Annotated in this window: 13 protein-coding genes; all 13 read right to left on the bottom strand. The window is 74.1% G+C overall.

The window, feature by feature from the left end; genetic code table 11:
- Window positions 1-51 precede the first annotated feature (51 nt).
- The 13 genes from K353_RS09590 to rsmH all read right to left on the bottom strand — a co-directional run bounded on the left by K353_RS09590 (window position 52) and on the right by rsmH (window position 15802).
- The gene (locus K353_RS09590) at window positions 52-840 is read right to left on the bottom strand and encodes a YggS family pyridoxal phosphate-dependent enzyme (RefSeq protein ID WP_233533470.1); all 789 of its coding nucleotides are present in this window, start codon (window positions 838-840) and stop codon (window positions 52-54) included.
- Window positions 837-1571, bottom strand: coding sequence for a peptidoglycan editing factor PgeF (gene pgeF, locus K353_RS09585; protein ID WP_111553147.1), 735 nt, complete (start codon window positions 1569-1571; stop codon window positions 837-839). The genes K353_RS09590 and pgeF overlap by 4 nt, the downstream gene beginning before the upstream one ends.
- Window positions 1568-2794, bottom strand: a complete 1227-nt coding sequence (gene ftsZ / locus K353_RS09580; protein WP_100835794.1) for a cell division protein FtsZ — start codon at window positions 2792-2794, stop codon at window positions 1568-1570. The genes pgeF and ftsZ overlap by 4 nt, the downstream gene beginning before the upstream one ends.
- Window positions 2795-3128: 334 nt before the next feature.
- Window positions 3129-3902, bottom strand: coding sequence for a cell division protein FtsQ/DivIB (locus K353_RS09575; protein WP_111553146.1), 774 nt, complete (start codon window positions 3900-3902; stop codon window positions 3129-3131).
- Window positions 3895-5001 (bottom strand): undecaprenyldiphospho-muramoylpentapeptide beta-N-acetylglucosaminyltransferase, encoded by a 1107-nt coding sequence (murG, locus tag K353_RS09570; protein ID WP_100835796.1) that lies wholly within the window; start codon window positions 4999-5001, stop codon window positions 3895-3897. Before murG ends, K353_RS09575 begins: the two co-directional genes overlap by 8 nt.
- A gap of 6 nt (window positions 5002-5007) precedes the next feature.
- Complete coding sequence (gene ftsW, locus K353_RS09565; RefSeq protein WP_111553145.1) at window positions 5008-6375, bottom strand: putative lipid II flippase FtsW; 1368 nt, start codon at window positions 6373-6375, stop codon at window positions 5008-5010.
- Between the two features lie 109 nt (window positions 6376-6484).
- On the bottom strand, window positions 6485-7915 hold the full coding sequence (gene murD, locus K353_RS09560) for a UDP-N-acetylmuramoyl-L-alanine--D-glutamate ligase (RefSeq protein WP_111553144.1): 1431 nt from the start codon (window positions 7913-7915) through the stop codon (window positions 6485-6487).
- Entirely contained in the window at window positions 7912-8973 is a 1062-nt protein-coding gene (gene mraY / locus K353_RS09555; RefSeq protein ID WP_111553143.1) for a phospho-N-acetylmuramoyl-pentapeptide-transferase, read from the bottom strand. Before mraY ends, murD begins: the two co-directional genes overlap by 4 nt.
- Window positions 8970-10373, bottom strand: coding sequence for a UDP-N-acetylmuramoyl-tripeptide--D-alanyl-D-alanine ligase (gene murF / locus K353_RS09550; protein ID WP_111553142.1), 1404 nt, complete (start codon window positions 10371-10373; stop codon window positions 8970-8972). Before murF ends, mraY begins: the two co-directional genes overlap by 4 nt.
- On the bottom strand, window positions 10370-11914 hold the full coding sequence (locus K353_RS09545; protein ID WP_111553141.1) for a UDP-N-acetylmuramoyl-L-alanyl-D-glutamate--2,6-diaminopimelate ligase: 1545 nt from the start codon (window positions 11912-11914) through the stop codon (window positions 10370-10372). Before K353_RS09545 ends, murF begins: the two co-directional genes overlap by 4 nt.
- 100 nt (window positions 11915-12014) lie before the next feature.
- A complete protein-coding gene (locus K353_RS09540; protein WP_111553140.1) occupies window positions 12015-14222 on the bottom strand; it encodes a penicillin-binding protein 2 in 2208 nt (735 codons plus the stop codon).
- The gene (locus K353_RS09535) at window positions 14219-14707 is read right to left on the bottom strand and encodes a cell division protein FtsL (protein ID WP_111553245.1); all 489 of its coding nucleotides are present in this window, start codon (window positions 14705-14707) and stop codon (window positions 14219-14221) included. The genes K353_RS09540 and K353_RS09535 overlap by 4 nt, the downstream gene beginning before the upstream one ends.
- 126 nt (window positions 14708-14833) lie before the next feature.
- Window positions 14834-15802, bottom strand: coding sequence for a 16S rRNA (cytosine(1402)-N(4))-methyltransferase RsmH (rsmH, locus tag K353_RS09530; protein ID WP_111553139.1), 969 nt, complete (start codon window positions 15800-15802; stop codon window positions 14834-14836).
- Between the last annotated feature and the right edge of the window lie 520 nt (window positions 15803-16322).

The raw sequence follows: 16322 nt of genomic DNA, 5'->3' as shown, positions 1-16322 counted from the left end.
CTAGGTTCTGTCCTATTTTGTCCTGCAGTCTGATCTACTTACTCGGTGACGTTACCCGAGCGGTGACCGCACTCCGAGCACCGCCGTACCGACGCGTACGTGTGTCGCTCCGGCGGCGATCGCCTGCTCCAAGTCCCCGCTCATCCCTGCCGAGACCATGGTCGCAGCCGGATGGGCCGCGCGTACGTCGCTTGCGATTTCCGCCAGCCGCGCGAAGGCGCGCGCCGGGTCGCCCGCCAGCGGGCCGGCCAGCGGTGCGACCGTCATCACACCGTCCAGTCGCAGGCCGGGCGTGTCGGCGATCCGGTCGGCCAGCGCGCGCACCTCGGCGGGGGCTGCGCCCGCGCGGTGCTCGCCCTCCCCCGCCTCCTTCTCCAGGGCGACCTGCACCAGGCAGCCCAGCGGCGGCCGTTCGGCGGCGCGGACGGCGGCGGCCAGCGAGTCGACCAGGCGGTCGCGGTCCACCGAGTGCACGAGGTCGCTGTAGCGGACCACCGAGCGGGCCTTGTTGGTCTGGAGCTGGCCGACGAAGTGCCAGGTCAGCGGGAGCTGCACGCAGCGCTCGGCCTTGGGGGCGGCGTCCTGGTCGCGGTTCTCGGCGACGTCGGTGACGCCGAGGCCGGCCAGCAGCGCGGTGTCCTCGGCGGGGTGGGTCTTGGTCACCACGATCAGGGTGACCTCCTCGCGGCGGCGGCCCGCCGCCGCGCAGGCGTCGGCGATCCGGCGCTCGACCACGTCGAGGTTGGCGCCGAGCTGCTCGTAGCGGACGCGCTGACCCTCGGTCAGCGCGTCGGCGAACTCGGCGCGGCCCGGGAACGGACCGTAGATGTCGTTCGTCATGAGTGTGTGGGCCCCAGCCAGACGTAGCTCGCGAGTCGGCCGGTGCGCTGCTCCCCGCGGTAGGAGTAGTGGTCCGGCGATTCGAGGGTGCAGACGGATGATCGGACCACATCCTGCACGCCCGCCTCGGCGAGCTGTGCGGCGACCCCCGCCGGGACGTCCAGCGCGGGGGTGCCCCAGGAGGTCTCGGCGTGCGCGGCCGGGACGAGCGCGGCGACCTCGGCGCGCATCGCCGCCGGCACCTCGTAGCAGCGGCCGCAGACCGCGGGGCCGATCGCGGCGAGCATCCGCTCGGGGCGGGCGCCCAGTTCGCGCATCGCGGCGACCGCGGCGGGGACCACCCCGGCGGCCAGGCCCGGGCGCCCGGCGTGCGCCGCGCCGACCACTCCGGCGGCGGGGTCGGCCAGCAGCACCGGGGTGCAGTCGGCGGTCAGCACGGCCAGCGCCAGCGGGCGGTCGGTGACCACCGCGTCCACGGTCGGGGCGGTGCCCTCGGGCTGGCGCTCCGTCACCACCGCGACCTCGGCGCCGTGCACCTGGTTCATCCAGACCACGTCGGCCGGATCGAGGCCCAGTTCCCGGGCCGCGAGGAAACGGTTCTGCTTGACGGATTCAGGCGAATCGCCCACCGCACCGCCGAGGTTGAGCTCCCCGTACGGCACGGTGCTCACCCCGCCCCACCGGGTGGTGGAGGCGAAGTGAGCACCGTGTCGGGAGACCGTATGGATCACTTGAGGAAGTCCGGCACGTCGAGCTCCTCGGCGGGGCTCTCGACGTACGGCTGCCGGACCGGCTGCACCTGCGGCGGCACCGGCGGGGCGGTGGCCGTCGCCGGTGCCGGGGCCTCGGCGGCCCGGGCCGGCTCCTCGGCGCGGGTGACCGAGCCGATCGAGCCGTAGGACGGGCGGGAGGCCGGGCGCTCCGGGGCGGCGGCCGGGGTCGCGGACGAGGCGGAGGACGACGAGGAGGTCGACTTCACCACCGGCTCGCGGACGATGGCGGGCGGCTGGCCGCCGTCGAACCCGGCCGCGATCACGGTGACCCGGACCTCGTCGCCGAGCGCGTCGTCGATCACCGCGCCGAAGATGATGTTGGCCTCCGGGTGGGCGGCCTCGCTGACCAGCTGGGCGGCCTCGTTGATCTCGAACAGGCCGAGGTCGGAGCCGCCGGAGATGGAGAGCAGCACGCCGCGGGCGCCGTCGATGGACGCCTCCAGCAGCGGCGAGGAGATCGCCATCACGGCGGCGGCCTTGGCGCGGTCCTCGCCGCGGGCCGAGCCGATGCCCATCAGCGCCGAACCGGCGTCCGACATGACCGACTTGACGTCGGCGAAGTCCAGGTTGATCAGGCCGGGGGTGGTGATCAGGTCGGTGATGCCCTGCACGCCGGAGAGCAGCACCTGGTCGGCGGAGCGGAACGCGTCCAGCACCGAGACCTGGCGGTCGGAGATCGACAGCAGCCGGTCGTTGGGGATGACGATCAGGGTGTCCACCTGCTCGCGCAGGCTGGCGATGCCGTCCTCGGCCTGGTTGGCGCGGCGGCGGCCCTCGAAGGTGAACGGGCGGGTGACCACGCCGATGGTCAGGGCGCCGAGCGAGCGGGCGATGTTGGCCACCACGGGCGCGCCGCCGGTGCCGGTGCCGCCGCCCTCGCCGGCCGTCACGAAGACCATGTCGGCCCCCTTGAGGACCTCCTCGATCTCCTCGCGGTGGTCCTCGGCGGCCTTCCGGCCGACCTCGGGGTTGGCGCCGGCGCCGAGACCGCGGGTGAGCTCGCGGCCGACGTCGAGCTTCACGTCGGCGTCGCTCATCAGCAGCGCCTGGGCGTCGGTGTTGATCGCGATGAACTCGACGCCCTTGAGCCCGACCTCGATCATCCGGTTGATGGCGTTGACTCCGCCGCCGCCGATGCCGACGACCTTGATGACCGCGAGGTAATTCTGGGGTGCTGCCACGTCGGGGCCTCTCGCCTCGAATTTCCGGGTCGGCTCCCCTGGATTGTGAAGGCCGACGGATGTCGATGGGTGGGAAGCACGTGGTTCCAACCCGAACCCTAAACTTGAGGTTGAGGGTTATGGCTGTGCCGGTGTCACCTCGGTGCCGAGCACAGCTCGCTGACACAGGACAGTAGGTCGCAACCGGCGCGTGTTTCAACGAACACGCCGAGCTTCCCTTTTTCTTTTGAGCCTATGTGATCATCGACCCCGCGGTGAAACCGGGGTGACCACCAAGGGTCGGACCGGAGCCGTGGCCCCGTCAATACCGCCCCCGGGCACAGAACTTACCGGATCAACCCGACACCGCCGGGGCGTCCGGCGCACTCACGTCGTAATTCGACGCCTTCTGACCGAGCAGGGCGGTCAGCACCTTCGCCTTCCGGCCGGTGTCCTCCGCACTGCCCCAGCGCACGGTCGCGCCGGAGGCCAGCTTCAGCCGGATGTCGTCGTAGGAGTAGACCGTGAGCGAACCGGCCTGCTGCGCCACCTCCGGCGGGAGGCCCGCGGCCACCGTGATCGCCGAGCGGACCAGGGCCGGGCGGTCGATCACGCCCACCGCGTCCTGGGCCGGCCGGCTCAGTTCGAGCGCCACCACCGGGACGCCGGCCGGGGGCTGCGGCTCGGTGGCGAACTCCACACCGTCCGCGTCGACCTGGACGAAGCCGCCGCCCTCGTGCTGGATCGCCGCCACCGGGCGGCGCTCGGTGACCTTCACCCGCAGGGTGTGCGGCCAGCCGCGCCAGACCTCGGCGTCGGCCACCCGGGGCACCTTCGCCACCTCGGCCCGGGCCTCGTCCAGGTCGACCCGGGCCAGCGGGCCGCGGGCCGTGCCGCCGAGCGCCCGCTCGACATCCTGCCGGGTCAGCCGGCCCGAGTCCAGGCCCTGGACGGCCACCCCGCGGACGTCCAGCGCGGAGGAGAAGAACACCGTCCAGCCGAGCGCCCCGGCCACCAGCGCGCCCAGCGCGACCAGCACCGCGACGCCCCGGCGGGAGAGTCGGAGCCGGGGCGGGCGGCCCGGGCCGCCCTCCTCCCCCAGCTCCTCCTCGTACTCCTCGTCAGCCACGGCGGCGGCCGCCGCGGGCTGCCTCGATCGCCTCGTACACCATCTGCACCAGCAGGTCGTCGGCGTCCCGGCGGCCGAACTCGGCGGCGGAGCGCGACATCTCCCACAGCTTGGCCGGGTCGGTCAGCACCGGCAGCACGTTCTTCAGCACCCAGTCCGGGGTCAGCTCGGCGTCGTCGACCAGCAGGCCGCCGCCCGCCTTGACCATCGGCTGGGCGTTCAGCCGCTGCTCGCCGTTGCCGATCGGCAGCGGCACGAACGCGGCCGGCAGGCCCACCGCGGCCAGCTCGGCCACCGTCATCGCACCGGCCCGGCAGAGCATCATGTCGGCCGCCGCGTACGCCAGGTCCATCCGGTCCAGGTAGGGCAGCACCCGGTACGGCGGCATGCCCGGGATGTCGTCGATGGTCGGCAGCTCGTTCTTCGGGCCGACCGCGTGCAGGATCTGCACCCCGTACTGCTGGAGCCGGGGCGCGATCGCCTGCACCGTCTCGTTCAGGCGCCGGGCGCCCTGCGAGCCGCCGGAGACCAGCAGGGTGGGCAGCCGCTGGTCGAGGCCGAAGTAGTGCCGGGCCTCCGGGCGGACGGTGCCGCGGTCCAGGGTGGCGATGGTGCGGCGCAGCGGGATGCCGATGTACCGGGAGTCGCGCAGCTTGGAGTCCGGGGTGGAGACCGCGACGAAGTCGCTGTAGCGGGCGCCGATCTTGTTGGCCAGGCCGGGGCGGGCGTTGGCCTCGTGCACCACGATCGGCACGCCGGCCCGCTTGGCCGCCAGGTAGGCGGGCATCGCCACGTAGCCGCCGAAGCCGACCACCGCGTCCGCGTTGACCCGCTCGATCACCTCCTGGGCGGCGCGCACGGTGCCGCGCAGCCGGCCCGGGACGGTGATCAGCTCCGGGGTGGGCTTGCGGGGCAGCGGCACGGCCGGGATCAGCGCCAGCTCGTAGCCGCGCTCCGGGACCAGCCGGGTCTCCAGGCCGCGCTCGGTGCCGAGAGCGGTGATCCCGACGGACGGGTCGTGCCTGCGCAGCGCGTCCGCGAGCGCCATGGCCGGCTCGATGTGACCGGCGGTCCCGCCGCCGGCGAGTACGACATGCACCGAAATTCACCGCTCCCTGCGCGGCGGCCGGGGGGCCTTGCGCGCTGTGGTTTTCCTACCTGGCAGCACCCGGTCCAGGACGGGCCCGAACCGGGAGTTGGCCCCTTTTCGCCATCTGCGGGGCCGGGCAGCCAGCGCTGCCTTCGCCGCCGGGGAGCTGCGTGCGAAGCACAGCAGCAGCCCGACGGCGCACATGGCCGACAGCATCGCGGAGCCGCCGTACGAGAACAGCGGCAGCGGGACGCCCGCGATGGGCAGGAGTCCCAGCGCCGACCCCAGGTTGACCACGGCCTGAGCCATGATCCACGTGGTGGCGGCGCCCGCCGCGTACCGCACGAACGGGTCCGTGGTGCCGAGGGCCACTCGGATACCCGCGTAGCCTAGTGCCGCGAAGAGGCCGAGTACCGACAGCGTCCCCACCAGTCCGAGTTCCTCGCCGGTCGCGGCGAAGATGAAGTCGGTGTGGGCCTCCGGCAGTTGCCCCCACTTCTCCACCCCGGCGCCCAGTCCGGACCCGAACGGCCCGCCCGCGGCCAGGGCGTACAGGCCGTGCAGGGCCTGGAAGCAGTCCATCGAGGGGTCGGGCTTGGTGACGCCGACGCAGGAGAGCCGGCCGAGGCGGTGCGGCACGGTGATGATCAGCGCGGTGCAGGCGACCACCGCGATGCCCAGGGTGGCGGCGAACAGCCGCAGCGGGGCGCCGACCATCCACAGCAGGCCGAACAGTATGGCGATCAGCACCATGGTGGTGCCCATGTCGCCGCCGATCATGATCAGCATCATCAGCACGACGGTGCCGGGCACCAGCGGGATCAGCAGGTGCTTCCACCGGTCCAGCAGGTGGGCGCGCTGCTTGCGGGCCAGCAGGTCGGCCGCCCAGAGCAGCAGGGCGAGCTTGGCGAACTCGGAGGGCTGGATCTGGAAGAAGCCCAGGCTGATCCAGTTCCGGTTGCCGTTGATCCGCACGCCGACCCCGGGGACGGCCACCAGCACCAGCGCGCCCACCACCCCGAACAGCAGCGGGTAGGCGGCGGTGCGCAGCACCCGGACCGGGGCCCGGGTCAGCACCACGGCGATCGCCCCGCCCAGCAGCAGGGCGATCAGCTGCTTGCGGAAGAAGAACGTCATCGGCAGGCCGTACTCGACCACCACGCTCTGCGAGGCGGAGAACACCATCACCAGGCCCAGCACCACCAGCAGCAGCGCCGCGCCCAGGATCAGGTAGTACGGGGTCAGCGGGCGGGCCATCAGGTAGCCGAACCGCTCCCGGGCGGCCCGGAAGCGGGCCAGCGGGCCGGCCGACTTGAAGGTGGTGGTGGTCGCCGAGATCAGCTGGAGGCCCCCGGGCGGTTCCTTCTCCCTGGTCGGCACCACGGGCTCCTCACGGTTCGGGTCACGGACGGGAACGCGCCGGGGGTCCTCCGACGGCGAGGCCGCGCCCGGGCGGCGGACTGCCCGCGGGCGCGACCTCGTGGTGCGTGCTTCAGGGCCGCAGGGCCCGGACGGCGGCGGCGAACGCGTCCCCGCGCTCACCGTAGTTGGTGAACATGTCCATCGAGGCGCAGGCCGGTGCCAGCAGGACGGTGTCGCCCTTCTCGGCGGCGGCGGCCGCGGCCGCGACGACCGCGGTCATCGCCCCGGCGCCAGTCTGGCCCGGGGCCGGTTCGAAGACCGGGACCTGCGGGGCGTGTCGCTCCAGCGCCTCGCGGATCAGCTGCCGGTCCTGGCCGATCAGCACGGCGGCCCGCAGCCGGGGGGCGGCGGCGGCGACCAGCTCGTCGAAGGTGGCGCCCTTGGCCAGGCCGCCGGCGATCCACACCACCGGCCGGTAGGCGGCCAGCGAGGCGGCGGCGGCGTGGGTGTTGGTGGCCTTGGAGTCGTCGACGTAGGTGACGCCGTCGACCTCGGCGACGTGCGCGATCCGGTGCGCGTCGGGCGTGAAGGCGCGCAGCCCGTCCCGGACGGCCTTGGCGTCCACGCCGTAGGCGCGGGCCAGCGCGGCGGCGGCCAGCGCGTTGGCGACGTTGTGCGGGGCGGGCGGGCGCACGTCGGCGACGGCGCCGAGCTCGGCGGCGGAGTTGGCCCGGTCGGCGACGAAGGCCCGGTCGACCAGCAGGCCGTCGACCACGCCGAGGTGGGAGACGGCGGGGGCGCCCAGGCCGAAGCCGATCGCCCGGCAGCCCTCCTCGACGTCGGCCTCGCGGACCAGCGCCTCGGTGGCCGGGTCGGCCAGGTTGTACACGCAGGCGACCTGGTTGCCCCGGTAGATCCGGCCCTTGTCGGCGGCGTACGCCTCCATCGAACCGTGCCAGTCGAGGTGGTCGGGCGCCAGGTTGAGCACCGCGCCGGAGTGCACCCGCAGCGAGGGCGCCCAGTGCAGCTGGTAGCTGGAGAGCTCGACGGCCAGCACGTCGTACGGCTCCGCCGCGAGCACCGCGTCCAGCACCGAGACGCCGACGTTGCCGACGGCGGCGGTGCGCCTGCCCGCGGCGGTGAGGATCGAGGCCAGCATCTGGACGGTGGTGGTCTTGCCGTTGGTGCCGGTGACGGCCAGCCAGGGGGCGGGCTCCCCGGTGGCGGGGTGCGGGGTGCGCAGCCGCCAGGCGAGTTCGACGTCGCCCCAGACCGGGACGCCGGCCGCGGCGGCGGCGGTGAACAGCGGGCTGTCGGGGGCCCAGCCGGGCGAGGTGACGATCAGGGCGGTGCCGTCCGGCAGGCTCGCGCCGTCGCCGAGGCGGACGGCGACGCCCTGCTCGGTGAGGGCGGCGGCCTTGGCGGCGAGGCCCGGGCCGTCGCCGCCGTCCACCACGGTGACGTGCGCGCCGAGCCCGTGCAGGACGCGGGCGGCGCTGACCCCGGAGAGGCCGAGTCCTGCGACGACGACCGGAAGGCCGGCCCACTCCGGGTTGTTCATCCGGTCACCCACCCCGCGTAGAAGAGTCCGAGTCCGACGGCGACGCACAGGCCCTGGATGATCCAGAACCGGACCACGATCAGGACTTCGCTCCAGCCCTTGAGTTCGAAGTGGTGCTGGAGCGGCGCCATCTTGAAAACGCGCTTGCCGGTCATCCGGAACGACCCGACCTGGATGATCACCGAAAGGGTGATGATCACGAACAGGCCGCCGAGGATGGCGAGCAGCAGCTCGGTGCGCGAGACGATGGCCAGGCCGGCCAGCGCGCCGCCGAGGGCCAGCGAGCCGGTGTCGCCCATGAAGATCTTCGCGGGCGAGGTGTTCCACCACAGGAAGCCGAAGCAGGAGCCCATCAGGGCGGCGGCGACCACGGCGAGGTCCAGCGGGTCGCGGACGTCGTAGCAGGAGGCGGTGGCCTTGAGCGCGTAGGCGCAGTTCTGGCCGTGCTCCCACAGGCCGATGAAGGTGTAGGCGCCGAACACCATCACCGAGGCGCCGGTGGCGAGGCCGTCCAGGCCGTCGGTGAGGTTCACGCCGTTCGACATCGCGGCGATCATGAAGTAGGCCCAGATGACGAACAGCACCGGGCCGATCGCCCACTTGAAGTCCTGCACGAAGGACAGGTGGTCGGAGGCCGGGGTCAGGCCCCGGCTGTCGCTGAACTGCAGGGCCAGGATCGCGAAGGCCAGGGCGACGAAGGACTGGCCGAGCAGCTTCGCCTTGGCCCGCAGGCCCAGCGAGCGGCGCTTGACCACCTTGATGTAGTCGTCCAGGAAGCCGACCAGGCCCAGGCCCGTGGTCAGGAACAGCACCAGCAGGCCGGAGGCGGTGGGCATTTCGCCCGTTATCGCCTTGGTCCCGAAGTAGGCGATCAGTGTCGCCAGGATGAAGGCGATGCCGCCCATGGTGGGCGTGCCGCGCTTGCTGTGGTGCGCCTTGGGGCCGTCGTCGCGGATGTACTGGCCGTAGCCGTGCTTGGCGAGCAGCTTGATCAGGGCGGGGGTGCCGAGCAGGGTCAGCACCAGGCCGATCATGCCGGAGAAGAGGATCTGCTTCACTTCGCGGCACCGTCCGCGAGCAGCGCCTCGGCGACCTTCTCCAGACCCACCGAACGGGAGGCCTTCACCAGGACCACGTCCCCCGGCCGCACCTGACTGCGCAGCAGCTCGATCGCCGCGTCCGCGTCGGACACCAGCACCGACTCCTCACCCCACGAACCTTCGTTCCTCGCGCCCAGTTCCATCCGGGCCGCCTCGCGTCCGCCGACCGCCACCAGCTTGGTGATGTCGAGCCGTACCACGAGCCTTCCGATGGTGTCGTGCTCGTCGAGGCTGTCCTCGCCGAGCTCCCGCATCTCGCCGAGCACCGCCCAGGTGCGGCGGCGCTCCGGGCCGGTGCCCGCCATCGTCGCGAGGGTCCGCAGCGCGGCCCGCACGGACTCCGGGTTCGCGTTGTAGGCGTCGTTGACGACGGTGAGGCCATCGGCCCGGTCGACCACCTCCATGCGCCAGCGGGACAGCGCACCCGCCTCGCTGAGTGCTTCGGCGACGCGGTCGACGGGCATCCCGAGCTCCACCGCCACCGCTGCGGCGGCGAGGGCGTTCGAGACGTGGTGCTCACCGTACAGGCGCAGCCGCACGGGTGCGGAACCGGCCGGGGTGCTGAGCGTGAACTGCGGCCTGCCGGTGGCGTCCAGGCGAACTCCGGTGGCCCGGACGTGGGCGTCCGGGGACTCGCCGAACAGCACCACCCGGGCCTTGGTGCGGCTGCTCATCGCGCGCACCAGCGGGTCGTCGGCGTTGAGGACGGCGACGCCCTCGGGCGAAAGGGCCTCCACCATCTCGCCCTTGGCCTCGGCGATCGCCTCGCGGGAGCCGAACTCGCCGAGGTGGGCGGTGCCGATGTTGAGGACGAGTCCGACGGTGGGCGGGGTGATGCCGGTCAGGTACTCGATGTCGCCCTTGTGCCGGGCGCCCATCTCCATCACCAGGTGACGGGTGGTCGGGGCGATCCGCAGCGCGGTCAGCGGGTGGCCGATCTCGTTGTTGTGCGAACCGGCCGGGAAGACCGTCTCGCCGTGCCGGGAGAGCAGTTGGCCGATCAGGTCCTTGGTGGAGGTCTTGCCGGCCGAGCCGGTCAGGCCGACGATCCGCACCCCGTCGGCGCGGGCCACCACGGCGCGGGCGAGCCGGCCGAGCGCGACCACCACGTCGTCCACCAGGATCGCGGGCACGCCGACGGGCCGGGTGGCGAGCACCGCGACCGCGCCGTCGGCGACGGCCTTCGCGGCGAAGTCGTGGCCGTCGACGCGCTCGCCGGCCACGCACACGAACAGCCCGCCGGGCTCGATCTGCCGGTTGTCGGTGACCACCGCGCCGGTGATCGGCGCCTGCGGGTCCGCGCCGTCGAGCGTCCCGCCGACGGCCCGCGCGGCCTCGGCCAGGGTGAGAGAGATCATCGCTCCGCCTCCATCAGCTGCTCAATCGCGACCCGCAACACCTGGCGGTCGTCGAACGGGCGGACCTCGCCCTTCACGTACTGGCCCAGTTCGTGGCCCTTGCCGGCCACCAGCACGGTGTCCCCGGTGTGGGCCCGGGCGACGGCCAGGGCGATCGCCTCGCCCCGGTCGGGGACGGCGAGCACCTCGCCGCGCTCCTCCTCGGGCACCTCGGCGGCACCGGCCAGCATGGTGGCCAGGATCGCCAGCGCGTCCTCGGAGCGCGGGTTGTCGCTGGTGAGGACGGCGGTGTCGGCGAGCCGGGCGGCGATCGCGCCCATCGGCCCGCGCTTGTACGGGTCGCGGTCGCCGCCGCAGCCGACCACCACGTGCAGCCGGCCCTTGGTGACCTCGCGCAGCGAGGCGAGCACGGCGCTGAGCGCGTCCGGCTTGTGGGCGTAGTCGACCACGGCGACGTAGTCCTGCCCGGCCTCGACCTTCTCCAGCCGGCCGGGCACCCCGGCCACCGCGGCGACGCCCGCCACCGCGGCGTCCAGGTCGATCCCGGCGGTGACGAGCGCGGTGATCGCGCCCAGCGCGTTGGCGACGTTGAACGGGCCGGGCAGCGGCACCGCGGCGTCGGCCTGCTCGCCGTTCGGGCCGAGCACCCGGAACGTCGAGCCGGACGGGCCGAGTTGGACGTCGACGGCGCGCCAGTCGGCGGCCGGGTCGCCGGCCGCGGAGAAGGTGGTCATCGGGATGCGGGCCTCGCCGGCCAGCCGGCGGCCGTAGGAGTCGTCCCGGTTGGCGACGCCCCGGCGGGACTTGCCCTCCTGGAAGAGCCGGGCCTTGGCCCGGTAGTAGTCCTCCATGTCGGGGTGGAAGTCGAGGTGCTCGGGCGTCAGGTTGTTGAACAGCGCCACGTCGTAGACCACGCCGTCGGTGCGGCCGTACACCAGCGCGTGGCTGGAGACCTCCATCACCACCGCCTCGGCCCCGGCCTCGCGCATCACGCCGAGCACGGCGTGCAGTTCGGTGGCCTCGGGGGTGGTGCGCTCGGACTTGATCCGCTCCTCGCCGACCCGCATCTCGACGGTGCCGATCACGCCGGGCAGCCGGCCGGCCCCGCGCAGGCCGCCCTCCACCAGGTAGGAGGTGGTGGTCTTGCCGTTGGTGCCGGTCAGACCGATCATCAGCATGCTCTCGCTGGGCGCCCCGTAGACCGCGGCGGCCAGCGGGCCCATCGCCTCGCGCGGGCTGTCCACCACCAGCAGCGGGATGCCGGCGCCGGCGGCCAGTTCGGCCCCGGCCGGGTCGGTGAGCACCGCGACCGCGCCGGACGCCGCCGCGCCGGCGGCGAACGCCGCGCCGTGGTGGTTGGCCCCGGGGAAGGCCACGTAGACGTCGCCGGGGCGCACCGCCCGGGAGTCGTGGGTGACGCCGGTGACCTCGGGGCCCTCCTGGGGGGCCAGGCCGAGCAGCCGGGCCGCCTCGGCGAGGGGCAGCGCCGCGGTGCGGCGGGGGCGGGGCGGGCTCGCGGGGGTTTGATCGGGTTTCGGCACGGCCGGAAGGCTATCGGCCCCGCGCCCCCCGGGGCCAAACCGGGCCTGCTCCGTGACGCTGCTCACAGGGCGCTGCGCGCGCCGGGGGGTGTCGCTCATCTCAGGGCTTCCAGTCGACGGGCAGGTTCGGCGCCTCGCTGCCGCTCGGCGGGACCTGGAGGGTCTTGAGGGTGAACTCCATCACCTGCTTGAAGACGGGTCCGCACAGCTGCCCGCCGAAGTGCCCGTTGACCGGGTCCTGGATGACGCAGGAGACCGTCACCCGGGGCTGGTCGGCGGGCGCGAAGCCGATGAAGGAGGCGGTGTACCCGGAGTACTTGCCGGTCTTCGGGTCCACCCGGTTGGCGGTGCCGGTCTTGCCCGCCACCCGGTAGCCGGGGATCTTCGCGGTGGTGCCGGTGCCCTGCTCGTCGGTGACGACGGACTCCAGCATCTCGGTCAGGGTCTTGGCGGTGCGCTCCGAGACCACCCGGTTCTGCGCCCCGGCCGCCGCGGGCGTGAAGGCGCCGTCCGGGCCGGTGGTCCCGGCCAGCAGGCCGGGGGCGACCCGGACGCCGCCGTTGGCGATGGTGGAGAACACCGAGGTGGCCTGCAGGGCGTTGACCGACAGGCCCTGGCCGAACGGGATGGTGTACTGCTGCGAGCCGCTCCAGTCCTCGGGCTTGGCCAGGATGCCGCGGGTCTCGCCGGGGAACCCCAGGCCGCTGGGCTTGCCGATGCCGAACCGGTCCAGGTAGTCGGCCAGCACCTTGTTGGACTCGGCCTGGGTGGCGCCCAGGTGCTCGGCCGCCTCGATGGTGCCGATGTTGGAGGACTTGGCGAGCACGCCCGCCAGGGTCAGGTACCAGGTCTCGTGGTCCACGTCGTCGTGGAACACCCGGTCCGAGCGCTGGAGCGTGTTGGGCACCTCGACGTGGGTGTCCCAGTCGGCCTTGCCGGTGTCCAGCACCGCCGCCATGGTCATCAGCTTCGCGGTCGAGCCGGGCTCGTACGCGTCCTGGAGGGCCGGGTTGCCGAGCTGGTCGGCGCGGGCCGAGGAGAGGTCGTTCGGGTCGAAGCCGGGCGAGGAGGCCATCGCCAGCACCTGCCCGGACTTCACGTCCTGGACGATCACGTAGCCCTTCTCCGCCCCGGCGTTGGCGACCTGGTCGGTGATGGCCCGCTGGGCGGCCCACTGGACGTCGGGGTTCACGGTCAGCCGCAGGTCGGTGCCGGGCACCGGGTCCTGCCGGGCGCCGCCCGCGGTGGCGACCCGGTTGCCGCCCGCCGAGGCGTACGTGGAGTGGCCGTCCTGCCCGGCCAGCAGCTGCTGGTACTGGAGCTCCAGGCCGCCGGTGCCGACGCCCTCCGCGTTGACGAAGCCGACCAGGTTGGCGCCCAGGCCGCCCGCCGGGTAGCTGCGCCGGGTCGACTGCTCCCAGAACATCCCGGCCAGCGGGTTGACGCAGGCCGCGTCCAGGAACTGCCGGCCGCCCTTGTCGGCGGGCTTCTTGAGCAGCTGCGCCTGGGCGCGGCAGGCCGCGGTGTCCACCTGCTTGGTGAGCGAGGACTTCAGGTCGGCGATCCGGTTCTTCGCCTCCGGGGTCTGCCGGGCCATCACCAGCGCGTACTGGCTCTTCGGGTTCTTGCTGTTCAGGTGCAGCTTCTCGGCCAGCTCCTCCTTCGGCTGCCCGAGGACCGGCGCGAGCAGCGCCGCGGCCTGCTCCGGCGCGTCCGGCAGGTGGGTGGCCTCCGGGGTGAACATGGTCGGGTCGGCGGTGATGTCGTACGCGTCGACCGAGGTGGCCAGCACGGTGCCGTCCGCGGCGGTGATCGAGCCGCGCTCGGCGGGCAGCGCCACCCGCACGTACTTGTTGGCGCCCGCGGCGGCGGCCAGCGCGTCGGAGTCCAGCAGCTGCAGCTGCACCAGCCGGCCCGCGAAGATCGCGAACACCAGCAGTAGGGAGACCGTCACCAGCCGCAGCCGGCGGCGCGGATCGGCCAGCTTGATGGTCCGCGACCCGGGCGGGGCGGGGCGGCGCGGCGCGGCCGGGCGGCGGGCCGGGCGGGTGCCCGGGCGCGGCGGGGCGGCCTCGCGGTGCCCGGCGGCGGCGCGCGGCCGGGCCGGGCGGGCGGGGGCGCCGTCGGCGGCGCGGCGCGGTTCGGCGACCCGGCGGCGCGGCGGCGGCTGCTCGGTGGGGCGGCGGCGCGGCGGCTGTTCGGCGGGGCGGCCCGCGCCGGCCCGCCCGGCGGCGGAGCGGCCCGAGCCCGAGCCGGAGCCGGACGGGGTGCGGCGCGGGCGGGGCGCGTCCCCGGGCGGGCGGCTCACCGCTGCGCCCCGGCGGACGGGCTGCCCGAGGGGCTGCCGGACGGGCTGCCGGACGGGCTGCCGGACGCGGCAGCGGCCGGCGGGGCGGGCGCGAGGTCGATGCCCGGGTCGCCGGGGCCGGGGCTCGCGCCGGGCGAGGCGGCCGGGTCGGACGGCGCGGCGCTGCTGGGGCGCGGCACCGGCGGCTTGTCCTCGGCGGCCCTGGCCTTGCCGGTGACCGAGCCGTCCGGGTTGAGGAAGACCGGGTCGCCGCCGGCCACCATGCCGAGCTCGCGGGCCCGCCGCTCCAGCGCGTCGGGCGCGGACTGCTCGGCGATCTGCTGCTGCAGGGTCTGCTGCTGGTCGGTGGCCTCGGTGGTCTGCCGCTTGAGCCGGGAGAGGGTGAACGATCCTTCGTTCAGGGCGGTGTTGAGCATCAGCAGGCCGAGCAGCCCGGCCGACAGCAGGGTGACCACCAGCACCGCGAACGGGGTGCGCCCCCGCATCGAGCGCGCCCCGGGCCGGACGGTGATCCGCGCCCTGCCCCCCTGCCCGGGGACGCTCCCCCGGGTCCGCTCGCCGGCCACCGGCACCGCTCCACTCCCCTTCGCTCCGCTGCTCCCGGCGGCTGGCTACCTCCGGGTCCGTCTGATCCTCTCCGCCACGCGCAGCCGTACGGGCGCGGCGCGCCGGTTCTCCTCGATCTCCTCCTCGGTGGCCAGTTCGGCACCGCGGGTGAGCAGTTTCAGCCAGGGCTGGAGCTCCTCGGGGATCACCGGCAGGCCCGGCGGGGCGGTGGAGGTCGCGCCCGCCTGGAGGTACTGCTTGACCAGGCGGTCCTCCAGCGACTGGTAGGACATCACCACGATCCGGCCGCCCACCGCCAGGGCGTCCAGCGCGCCGGGAACGGCCCGGTCCAGCACCTCCAGCTCGCCGTTGACCTCGATCCGCAGCGCCTGGAAGGTCCGCTTGGCCGGGTTGCCGCCGGTGCGCCGGGTGGCCGCCGGGATGGCGTTGCGGACCAACTCCACAAGACGAGCGCTCGTGGTGAACGGTTCCCGCTCGCGTTCCCGCAGAACGGCGGAGGCAATCTTCCCGGCGAACCGCTCCTCGCCGTACACCTTGAGGATGCGGGCCAGGTCGCCGTGACCGTAGGTGTTGAGCACCTCGGCCGCGGAGATGCCGCGGGTCTGGTCCATCCGCATGTCCAGCGGGGCGTCCTGGGCGTAGGCGAAGCCGCGGTCGGCCTCGTCCAGCTGCATCGAGGAGACGCCGAGGTCGAACAGCACGCCCTGCACCTCGGGGACGTCCAGCTCGTCCAGGACGCGCGGGATCTCGTCGTACACGGCGTGCACCAGGGTGGCGCGGTCGCCGAACGGGGCCAGCCGGGCGGCGGAGAGCTCCAGGGCGCGCGGGTCGCGGTCGACGGCGATCAGGCGGACGTCCGGGAAGCGGGTCAGCAGGGCCTCGCTGTGGCCGCCCAGGCCCAGGGTGGCGTCCACCACGACGGAGCCGGGCGCCGAGATCGCCGGGGCCAGGGCGTCCAGGCAGCGCTCCAGCATCACCGGGATGTGCCGGGGGGCGGGGCTGTCGGTACTCATACGGGGGCGGGGCCCTTCCTCAGGTGCGGTGTGGCCGGGCCATTCTCGCGCACCGGGCCGGCCGCGCCGCACACCGCCCGTGGTCCCCGCCCGCTCGCTCGGGGGAAGGAGCGACCGCCCGGCACCGGGGAAGGTGCGCCAGGTGGGCACGGAGCGGGAGGAGGCCGCGGGCTGCGTGCGGGACGGCCGGCCCGGCGCGGAGAGCGGCCCGCCAGCCCGTCCGCCGGGCGCCGTCCGCCGTGCTCCACTGCGCTTGAAGCCTATCGCCCGCGCCCCGCCAGTCAACGTTCCGCTCCGGCGCACCACCCGGCCGGCGGTATCGGTTCGCGCAGGTCGGACGGGTGGCCGGGCCGCCCGGGGGCGGGGGCGCGGGCCCGGGCGAAACCGCCCGGGCCGGCCGCTCGTCCCAAACCGGGACAGCCTTCGCGTCTCGCCCGGCCGGGTGACTTCTGGCCGTGGGACAGGGAAGAATGCGCCAGGTATTCGGGGTGGGCCGGGCTCGAACCAGCCGCCCGGCGAC

It is taken from the genome of Kitasatospora sp. SolWspMP-SS2h (genome assembly GCF_003259315.1).
In the GTDB taxonomy this organism is placed as follows: domain Bacteria; phylum Actinomycetota; class Actinomycetes; order Streptomycetales; family Streptomycetaceae; genus Kitasatospora; species Kitasatospora fiedleri.
The sequence above is the reverse complement of the archived record's forward strand: the minus strand, read 5'-3'. Positions and strand labels throughout refer to the sequence as shown.

Coding starts and splice junctions, on each gene's coding strand:
- K353_RS09590 (WP_233533470.1), bottom strand. CDS start 840: ATGACGAACGACATCTACGGTCCGTTCCCGGGCCGCGCCGAGTTCGCC.
- murD (WP_111553144.1), bottom strand. CDS start 7,915: ATGAACAACCCGGAGTGGGCCGGCCTTCCGGTCGTCGTCGCAGGACTC.
- murF (WP_111553142.1), bottom strand. CDS start 10,373: ATGATCTCTCTCACCCTGGCCGAGGCCGCGCGGGCCGTCGGCGGGACG.
- K353_RS09535 (WP_111553245.1), bottom strand. CDS start 14,707: ATGCGGGGGCGCACCCCGTTCGCGGTGCTGGTGGTCACCCTGCTGTCG.
- rsmH (WP_111553139.1), bottom strand. CDS start 15,802: ATGAGTACCGACAGCCCCGCCCCCCGGCACATCCCGGTGATGCTGGAG.